The organism is Hymenobacter sp. AT01-02, from assembly GCF_000961955.2.
Classification (GTDB): domain Bacteria; phylum Bacteroidota; class Bacteroidia; order Cytophagales; family Hymenobacteraceae; genus Hymenobacter; species Hymenobacter mucosus.
The window spans coordinates 104,121-113,355 of record NZ_JZIR02000030.1 but is presented as its reverse complement, the minus strand read 5'-3'; the positions used below and the strand labels follow the sequence as shown (position 1 = coordinate 113,355).

Here is a 9,235-nt window from a genome sequence, read left to right as displayed (position 1 = left end):
AGCCGGTGCAGCCGGCCCGGGAGCCCTGAGCTGCTGGGTGCGGGGCGGCGGGGGGCAGGTGTGGGAGCCGGAGCGGGGGCTGCTTCTTGCTTAGGAGCTTCGGCTGGGGCAGGTGCCGGAGCGGCTCCACCGCCGTTGAGCAGGGCCGAAATATCTTCGCCCTCTTTGCCCACAATAGCCAGCAAACCGTCTACGGGCACAGCATCGCCTTCCTTCGGGCCGATGTGAAGCAGGGTGCCGTCCTCGTAGTTTTCGAGTTCCATCGTAGCCTTGTCGGTTTCAACTTCGGCCAGGATATCCCCGGATTTTACTTTGTCGCCTACTTTTTTGAGCCACGAGGCGATGACCCCTTCAGTCATCGTGTCGCTCATTTTGGGCATTTTTATGAGTTCGGCCATCTGCGTCTTCGTTGGGTTGAGTGGGGCCAAAATTAGCCCGAATTTTTGGGGGTGCAAACTAAACCCCATCTTCTACTACTGAGCGCAAAACAGCGAATCTTCGCCTGAGTAAGCGCCCACTAGTTTAGCCTATACCTCTTTAGGGAAGAGTTACAGCCAATACTATCCTATTCACTTGAAAGTTACCCGCTCGGCCAATCCCTTGCAGCCCGCTGGGGGCTGTGTGCTACGTCTCTGTCCTCTTGGCGATTAACCAAAGCTACCCTTGTACCTCTAGGGGCTAACCTACTCCCTACCTCGTTCAGCTGCAGTTAGCCATTGCGCTGCCTTTAACGAGCTTCTTGCAAGTGGCGCGTATCCAGGAAGCTGCGCACGGTGAACATGGAGCCGGTATAGTCGAGCTGGTATAGACACAGATTATGATGCTCAAAAGAATCCATTTGGCTGAGGGGGTAGCCCAGCAATTGGCAGAGCAGTACTCGCATCGCCCGGCCGTGCATGCACACTAGCACTGTTTCTTCCTCGGGACGAGAGGTAAGCAGTTCTATTGCGGGTCGTTGGCGGGCGGCTACATCGTCGGGGCTTTCGCCCCCTTCCATGCGCGCGTGGGTACGGCCCGCCCGCCAGTCCTGCAGCACGTTGTGGTACTCCTCGTCTTCCTCCGGCGTGATGCGTGTGCCCTCGCGGGTGCCCCAGCAAATTTCATTGAAGCCAACATGCTGCTCGTGCGGCAACCCCAGGTCCAAGAACCCCCGCACCGACTGGTGGGTGCGCTGTAACAGGGAGGTGTAGACTTTATCGAAGGGGACGTGGCGATACGCCGCAAAAAAGCGCGCTGCCTGCCGCTGGCCCGTTTCGTTTAGCGAAGAATCGACGCCGCTGCCCTGCACGATGCCGCGCACGTTAAAATCGGTTTGCCCGTGGCGGATAAGGTAGATTTTTTTGACGCTCACTTTCCCGCTAGTTTTGCTGTTCCTGCCAGTAAAGTACGGTCTTTTTGCACGTGCGGACGCGTGCTTACTACTATAGTTTTTCATTCTGCCCTTGCTTCTACCTGGTAAGGACGTCGGAACATCCTGCCCCGATCTTGTTACTATCCAATTGAGGTGGCCGGCGCCCATGTGCATTACGGCTACTTATTGCCCTTACCGCCCTCCCTTATGACACTGGAGCAACTTAACCAGTGGGTGAGCAACCGCCCTACCCTAGCCGACGCCCTCGGTATTGAACTCACCGCCCTCACCGACGAATACTTGGAAGGCCGGATGCCCGTGGATGGGCGCACCCACCAACCATGGGCCTGTTACACGGCGGCGCTTCCGTGGCCTTGGCAGAAACACTAGGCAGCGTGGCCGCCGCCACCAAAATAGACCCGACCAAGCAGGCTTGCGTGGGCCTCGAAATCAATGCCAACCACCTCAAGGGCGTGCGCGACGGCTACGTGCTGGGCCGCGCCACCGCCTTGCACGTAGGGCGCAGCACTCAGGTGTGGGAAATTCGGATTACGCACGAAGAAACGGGGGCCCTAGTGTGCATCAGCCGCATTACCATGGCCGTTATTGATTTGCCTGCCGCCAAGCCTCAACAGGCATGAGCAGCTTACAGCGCATTGCCTGGCGGCCCCAACTGCCAGTTGCGGACCGCTTACGCCGACTAGTCGCGTTGGCTCTGACGAGCGGCCGACCGGTGGCGCTGTGGCGGCTGCCCGGCGCCCAACACCCTAGGCTGTGCTTAAGCCTTAAGGTCGACGCTGCGTACGTAGGCTTGCCCCCGGCCCTGGAGTCTACGGCACCGGCTGGGTTTGCCTTTTTCCCTTTCCGCGACTCCGACCACAACCCACCGCTCTTCTTCCCGGCCGATTTGTTCTTCGACTTGGCTCGGCCGGAAGAAATCTTAGTGAGCCCTTCGGCAGCGGCGCGCTTACCCGAGCTGCGCCAGCGCTTCGCGGCACTGCCGACGGCTACTGAGCTGCCCTGGCATGTAAGCCAGCAGCCCATTCCTATCCCTGCCTCCCAGGCCCAGTACGAAGCGCTGGTAGCCGCCGGAGTAGACGCTATTGCAAGCGGCACCGTACAAAAAGTGGTATCGAGCCGGGCTGTGCGGAGGCAACTCCCGAGCAACTTTGATGCGCTAGAAGCCTTTGAGGAACTACAGGAGCGCTACCCCAATGCGTTCGTGTCACTTGTGAGTGCGCCGGGGGTAGGAACCTGGCTGGGCGCTACCCCAGAGGTGCTGGCCGAAATTACCGAAGACCATGTGTTCCGCACCATGGCCCTGGCTGGCACTCAGCCCCTGCTGCCAAACCTCACGCCAGCTACGGCGGCTTGGGCGCATAAGGACCTGGAGGAACACGCCATGGTAGCCCGCTACATTGTAAACTGCTTTAAACAGTTGCGCCTGCGCGAGTATGATGAACGGGGGCCGCGCACCGTGGTAGCCGGTCAGCTCCTGCACTTGCGCACCGACTTTGCCGTGCACCTAGACCAAGTGCCGTTTCCTACGCTGGGCACCGATATGCTGCGGCTGTTGCACCCCACTCCTGCCGTGGGCGGCGTGCCCAAGCAGCCGGCCCTGGATTTTCTGCGGCGTCATGAGGGCTACGACCGGGCCTATTACGCCGGTTTTCTCGGGCCGGTGAATCTGCCAGATGTTGGAGTGGCCCGCCTGTACGTAAATCTGCGCTGTTTGCAGCTCCGGCCTCAGGAAGCCATTTTGTATGCTGGTACGGGTCTAACCATTGACTCCGACCCCGCCCGCGAATGGCAAGAAACCGAATTGAAGCTACGTACCGTAGGAGCCATCTTACACGAATGAGTTGATTGGTTGAACCCACGTAGCAGCTCAGCCCCTGCTTTACCGTAGACTGCTCGGCACCTCACTCTTGACTCCCTATTTCGCTACCCATGTCTTCTCTCCAAGCTGTTCATAACATTCCTGAAATTTGTGCCCAGCTGGGCGTTACGGACGTGGTGCTTTCGCCGGGCTCCCGTTGCGCGCCCCTCACAATTGCCTTTGCCCGTCACCCAGACATTACGGTACGAACGGTGCCCGATGAGCGAGCGGCAGCATTCATTGGCTTGGGGTTGGCCCAAACCCAGCGCCGCGCAGTAGCCTTGGTCTGCACCTCTGGTACGGCTGGCCTAAACTATGCTCCGGCCGTTGCGGAAGCGTATTTTCAGCAAATCCCATTGGTAGTTTTCACTGCCGACCGCCCCCCGGAGTGGATAGACCAGCTCGATGGCCAGACGATTCGCCAGGCCGATTTGTACGGTGCCCACGCCAAAGGAACGTTCAGCTTCCCCGCCGACGCTTCACACCCCGATGCGCAGTGGCACGCCACCCGCCTTGTGTCGGAAGCTATTGGCTTGGCGGAACAGTATCCGGCCGGACCAGTGCAGGTGAATGTACCCCTGCGGGAGCCGTTCTACCCTAAGGCTGGGGAGGAACTGCGCTTCGAGCCTGTAAAGGTAACCCGCGAGCTGCCCGGCCGCTCTCAGCTACCCGCCTCGGTACTGGCTGAGCTACGCGACGCTATTCGCACGACGAGCCGCGTGCTAGTAGTAGCCGGCCAGCACCCCGCTGCTCCCGATTTGCTGCGTGCGCTACGCCAGTTTTCGGCGGCGTACCAAGTGCCTGTGGTGGGCGACCTGATTGCGAACCTGCACTTGCCAGCTGCGTCTGATTTCGACCAGCGCGTGCGCTTTTTGGGACGCCAAGATGTGTTTATGGCTGTTCCAGAACCGGGCCTCAAGGAAGCGCTAAAACCAGAACTGCTCATCACCTTCGGGCAGTCGCTTATTTCCAAAGCCCTCAAGCTTTACCTGCGACAGGCCAAGCCGGCCCAGCATTGGCACGTGCAGGCGGCGGGGGCAGTGGCCGATACGTTTCAGTCGCTGACGAAGGTAGTACGGATGGAACCTGCCGATTTCTTTGCTGCGGTACTAGCCGAAGAGCAGTCAAGCCCCGCCGGTAGCACAGGCGTCACCGAAGCACTCGAGCCAGGCGCAATTCCTAGTGCCACCCCCGTCTCAGCCGATACGCTTTCGGTAGCTGCCGCCCGGGCCGAGGGATCGGGCTTCGAGCCCAGCAACCCGGTTGCTCAGGACGCAACCCGGGTGGCACCGGCTCCTACCCTAGCTGAGCCGGTACGTTTGACCTGGCCTGCCAGTGCCCGCCACCTCAGCGCTGCCGATACCCTAGCTAAAGCGGCTTATCTCAAACCTTGGCTAGCCGCTGAAAACTGGGCCACGGATTTCTTGCAGCAGTTTATGCAGCAACCCAACCAGCCGTTTAATGAGTTTACGGCCATCTACCAAACGCTGCACCAGGTACCCGACCGCGCTGCTTTGCATCTGGCAAACAGCATGGCTGTGCGCTATGCCAACATTTTGGGGGTACCAGCGGGTCGTATGATCGAAGTATTCGCCAACCGAGGGACCAGCGGTATTGATGGCTGTACCAGTACAGCCATTGGCGCGGCCCTGGCCCGACCAGATCGGCCGGTAGTGCTGCTCACTGGCGACGTGGCTTTTTTCTACGACCGGAATGCCTTTTGGCACAACTACGCTACCCCGAACCTGCGCGTGGTGCTGCTGAACAATCATGCGGGCGGCATTTTCCGCCTCATTGACGGCCCTCGCCAGCAGCCCGAACTAGAAGAGTTTTTCGAAACGCGCCAGGTTCTCACGGCCGAAAATACCGCCCGCGACTTCAACCTGCGCTACGTTGCCGTTTCATCCTTCGCCGAGCTAGAGTCGGCGCTACCCACTTTCTTTGCACCAGAATCTGGCGCGAGCCTACTTGAAATTACCACCCATAGTCCTACCAACGCTGCCTTCTTTGAACAATACCGCGCGGCGGTAAAGTCATCTTTTGCTTAATGGCTTACGCCCGTCGTCTGGCGCTTATGCGGGATGACGGACAGTAGCGGACGTTTTTCTTACTCTACCTAATATGGCCGAACAACTCACCTGGACCCCCATCAAGGAGTTCCGCGAAATCCTTTTCACACAGTCTGGCGGTATCGCAAGATCAGCATCAATCGTCCGCAGGTTCACAACGCCTTCACGCCCCTCACGGTGCAGGAGATGATTGAGGCCATGCACATCTGCCGCGACCGAACCGACATTGGCGTGGTTATCCTCACGGGTGAGGGTGGCAAGGCTTTCTGCTCGGGCGGCGACCAGAGCGTACGTGGCCACGGCGGCTACGTGGGCGACGATGCCATGCCTCGCCTTAACGTGCTGGATCTGCAAAAGCTTATCCGCTCCATTCCCAAGCCCGTGGTAGCCATGGTAGCAGGCTGGGCCATTGGCGGCGGCCACGTTCTGCACGTAGTCTGCGACCTGAGCATTGCCGCTGACAACGCCCGCTTCGGCCAGACGGGCCCCAACGTAGGCTCCTTTGACGGGGGCTTTGGAGCTAGCTACTTGGCACGCGTGGTGGGACAGAAGAAGGCGCGCGAGATTTGGTTTCTCTGCGACCAGTACGATGCCCAGGAGGCCCTTGATATGGGCCTCGTGAACAAGGTAGTACCCCTCGACAAGCTGGAAGAAACCACCGTGGCGTGGTGCAACAAAATTCTGGAAAAGAGCCCCTTGGCTTTGCGGATGCTGAAATCGAGCTTCAACGCGGAGCTTGACGGGCAGGCTGGCATTCAGGAGCTAGCCGGCAATGCTACCCTGCTATACTACCTCTCTGAGGAAGCCAAAGAAGGCAAGAACGCCTTCCTAGAGAAGCGCAAGCCCGACTTCTCGAAGTACCCTAAGTTCCCATAAGCGCAGACATATTCCCCAAAGAGGCCCACACAGCATAGTGTGGGCCTCTTTTTTGTGTAAACCCTAACTGCTTAGCAGCTATTTTTTTTGGTCTACGCTACGGAATCTAAGCCTATATTACGTCGGCACTAGAGCGGGCGTATCAACGACAGTTCAGCATCTGCGCACGAGAGTGCTACTCCTATTTTACCAGAAGTTAATGGCCGAGTACCTAGTAAACTCTACCGATGCCCGAACCTTCACGGTGCTAGCGAATGCTACCGTGCTGGGCACCTTGAAGTACGCAGAGTGGTTTTCCTTCGAATCCGTTTTGACGCTGACCGATGGCACCTCACTTCGCATTGAGCCCAAGGGCTTCTGGGGCACCACTGTTGAGGTAAAGGACCAGACAGCAGTAGTGCTCAGCTTCAACATGCACTGGAACGGTAACATCGTACTAAAATCCAGGCTAGGCGGCACAAACAAAGCATTCGTAGTTCAGAACCGGGGAGTGCTCAAAAACGACTTCGTGCTGGTTGATAAAGAAGGCCACGAGTTGCTCACCATCCGGCCTACTCTTAAATGGAACAAAGCCAACTATGATTACACGGTAACCAGCACCGAGATTTTCGAAACCCTGGAGGTGAAGAACATTCTCCTGCTAGTAGCCATCCACTGCACCAATTACTATATGTCCATGATGCTTGCATCGGCTATGATTGCTACTATGTAAGCTTTACCAGGAGGCCACGCCACCCCATACCATCCTTTCCGGCGAGTGCGCACTGGGGGCCACGGCTTCTTCATAAGCAGAACGAAGCAAATACTTGGGCCGTATATTCGAGCCTATCAATTGGACTGATCACCTTTTTCTCCGGTATGAAAGCACTGCTGTTTGCCCTGGTTATGAGTACTGCCGCGGTGTCGGTGGGACACGCCCAAGCGGTCCAAAGCCAGCCGGCTGCTCCTAGCGCCCCAAAGCAGGTGCAGTTGGTAGAAGCCGCGTGCGGTCAGTGCCGGCTGGGCCTCCCAGGCAAGGGATGCGACTTAGCCGTGCGCATGAACGGGAAAGCTTATTTCGTGGATGGCACAACCATTGATTCCCACGGCGACGCGCACGCTCAAGATGGCTTCTGCAGCGCCATTCGTACGGCGCAAGTGCAAGGAGAAATAGTAGACAACCGCTTCAAGGCAACCTATTTCAAGTTGGTGCCAGAGACCACCAAAAGCAAGTAGGCAGCCAGAACCCTTTACCTCTTGCAGCCTATGAAGCGCTACTCCTGCGCTATTCACCTCACAGGCTACTTACGTCAGCTATTGGGCCTCCAACAGCCCCCTTGGGGCCAATGTTCGAATAAAACCAACGCGCAGTGCCACCCAAGTTGGGTAGCGCTGCGCGTTGGTTTTTAAGAATAAACCATCCACCCGTACACCGCGCAAGCTTCGTACTAGCTATTCCCTGGTTGGTTTGAATATGGGTTACTTACGAGTAGGTGCTAATTTTTATGGCCGCGTCTGGCAATACAAGTTGCAACTATCATCGTTTAGCCGTGACACATTAAGTACTTCGTCGAACATCCGTATCTGTGCTTTGCGCTACATGCGGTTCATACTTTCCACTAGTGCCTTTACACTTTTCTCTTAAAAGAAGCGGCTGGACACTCGTTCTCTGGTTTCTTTTGCGCCCAGCGCTACTACCTGCTGCCCCAGCCGCCAAAGATGTACCCAACTATCGCGTGCGGGTGCGCATACTTAGTGTGCAAGGCAAAGCACCCGCTCCAACCCAGCAATTTGATTTCTCACTGACGGGTAATCCCCAGGGCGCGCGCTTTTCTGGTCCGGCTTGGAGCAACTGGATACCCTCTACCCGAGCCGGTATTGACCAGATTCTGGCAACGTACAACAACGCCAATAACCCGTTCTGGCAGGTAACCACCGGCTTATCAGTAACGCCGGTAGCAGTTGCGCCCTTTCCATCCGTTAAGCTCCAAGTACAGTCTGCCATAGAGGGTGGAGAGGTTAGCACTACGCCCGCGGAGCTGTTTGGCCCCACCGTGGGCCTTATTTTGTGGCAGAGCGCAGACAAGAAAATTCATATTGACACCTACACCGGGCATGGCCGGCGCGTGTACGACCAAGCGCTGAAAGCGGCTTTTCTTCCCGAAAACCAACGCCCCAAGAAGATTCTGTTCGGAGAGCGGTACATCGGCTCAGATAATGATGTACTAAGCTGGCATGAAGGAATAAAGCGGCTGTGTGGTATCGGGTTTAACACCTTGCATCCGGTACCGGCAGCGCTTACTTCCACTGTGCGGGCTGCAGGCATCCGGAAAATATGGGGGGCCGTTTATAATCCACCTGGGTACGCGTTCAACTTCACTCCACAACGACACACGGAGTTCGTGAAGTTTGTTCAGGACCAAATCGCGCCTCAACTGGCTTCGGGTTGGACAAAGGAAGAGATTGGCTTTTGGGTCACCAGTGATGAGCCTGGTTGGTACTATCCAGCCAGGTACGATGAGTTCAACAAAGATCCAGCGGCCCTAGCGGCATTTCATAGCTACTTGCGGGCGCGGGGCCTTACCCCTGCTGCCCTGGGCAAATCGGATTGGAACCAAGTTGAACTCATTGGCCGGCAGCAGTACCGCGACCTGCCTTCGCGCCGCCTGTTCTACTGGTCAAACCGCTTTCTACCTTGGGCATCCGCTCGCTTTTTTGGGGAGGTGGCCAAAGCTTACGAGGAAGTAATCAGGCCTAAGGTGCCCGTGCTGGTCAACTTCAATAACTTCATGGGCTTGGCGTATCAGCCAGGTCCCGTAGGAAACAACAATCAAGGCAGCAACCCCAATGCAGCAATGGGCCAGCACGACTGGCTTGAGTTTGGCCGGGAACGGGGAACAACGGCCATTGCTACGGAAGACTGGTTTGGGGATGACATGGCCCCGCAATGGTCGTTCTATGCCTCTCGCCTGAGAGCGGCTTCTGAGCTAGGACAAGTAGGGATGGGAGCCTTGGTAATCCCCCGAGTCTCGGGCCAGCGCCCGGCTGGGATGGCGCAGAAACTGCTAGCCTAGTAGGCCA

7 protein-coding genes and 2 pseudogenes are annotated in these 9,235 nt (G+C 57.4%); 7 read left to right on the top strand and 2 right to left on the bottom strand.

The window, feature by feature from the left end; all coding sequences use genetic code 11:
- Both VI25_RS23400 and VI25_RS12405 read right to left on the bottom strand, forming a co-directional pair.
- Positions 1–398, bottom strand: a 398-nt coding sequence (locus VI25_RS23400) for a biotin/lipoyl-containing protein (protein ID WP_316934323.1), incomplete at its 3' end; no start/stop codon positions are given.
- A gap of 329 nt (positions 399–727) precedes the next feature.
- Positions 728–1,351: a histidine phosphatase family protein gene (locus VI25_RS12405; RefSeq protein ID WP_045688248.1), complete on the bottom strand. Its 624-nt coding sequence runs from the start codon at positions 1,349–1,351 to the stop codon at positions 728–730.
- Between the two features lie 207 nt (positions 1,352–1,558).
- Between VI25_RS12405 and VI25_RS12400 the strand changes: the two are divergent.
- The 7 genes and pseudogenes from VI25_RS12400 to VI25_RS12370 all read left to right on the top strand — a co-directional run bounded on the left by VI25_RS12400 (position 1,559) and on the right by VI25_RS12370 (position 9,228).
- A pseudogene (locus VI25_RS12400) lies at positions 1,559–1,992 on the top strand (hotdog fold thioesterase).
- The gene (locus VI25_RS12395) at positions 1,989–3,212 is read left to right on the top strand and encodes a chorismate-binding protein (RefSeq protein WP_045688246.1); all 1,224 of its coding nucleotides are present in this window, start codon (positions 1,989–1,991) and stop codon (positions 3,210–3,212) included. The pseudogene VI25_RS12400 and the gene VI25_RS12395 overlap by 4 nt, the downstream one beginning before the upstream one ends.
- An 89-nt stretch (positions 3,213–3,301) precedes the next feature.
- Positions 3,302–5,278: a 2-succinyl-5-enolpyruvyl-6-hydroxy-3-cyclohexene-1-carboxylic-acid synthase gene (gene menD, locus VI25_RS12390; protein WP_045688245.1), complete on the top strand. Its 1,977-nt coding sequence runs from the start codon at positions 3,302–3,304 to the stop codon at positions 5,276–5,278.
- 73 nt (positions 5,279–5,351) lie between these two features.
- Positions 5,352–6,175, top strand: a pseudogene (gene menB, locus VI25_RS12385) (1,4-dihydroxy-2-naphthoyl-CoA synthase).
- Between the two features lie 199 nt (positions 6,176–6,374).
- Positions 6,375–6,887 carry a hypothetical protein gene (locus VI25_RS12380; RefSeq protein ID WP_045688244.1) on the top strand — a complete coding sequence of 171 codons (513 nt, stop codon included), beginning with the start codon at positions 6,375–6,377 and terminating at the stop codon, positions 6,885–6,887.
- Between the two features lie 146 nt (positions 6,888–7,033).
- Positions 7,034–7,390, top strand: coding sequence for a DUF6370 family protein (locus tag VI25_RS12375; protein WP_201783290.1), 357 nt, complete (start codon positions 7,034–7,036; stop codon positions 7,388–7,390).
- Between the two features lie 443 nt (positions 7,391–7,833).
- On the top strand, positions 7,834–9,228 hold the full coding sequence (locus VI25_RS12370; RefSeq protein ID WP_045688243.1) for a hypothetical protein: 1,395 nt from the start codon (positions 7,834–7,836) through the stop codon (positions 9,226–9,228).
- Positions 9,229–9,235: the final 7 nt, after the last annotated feature.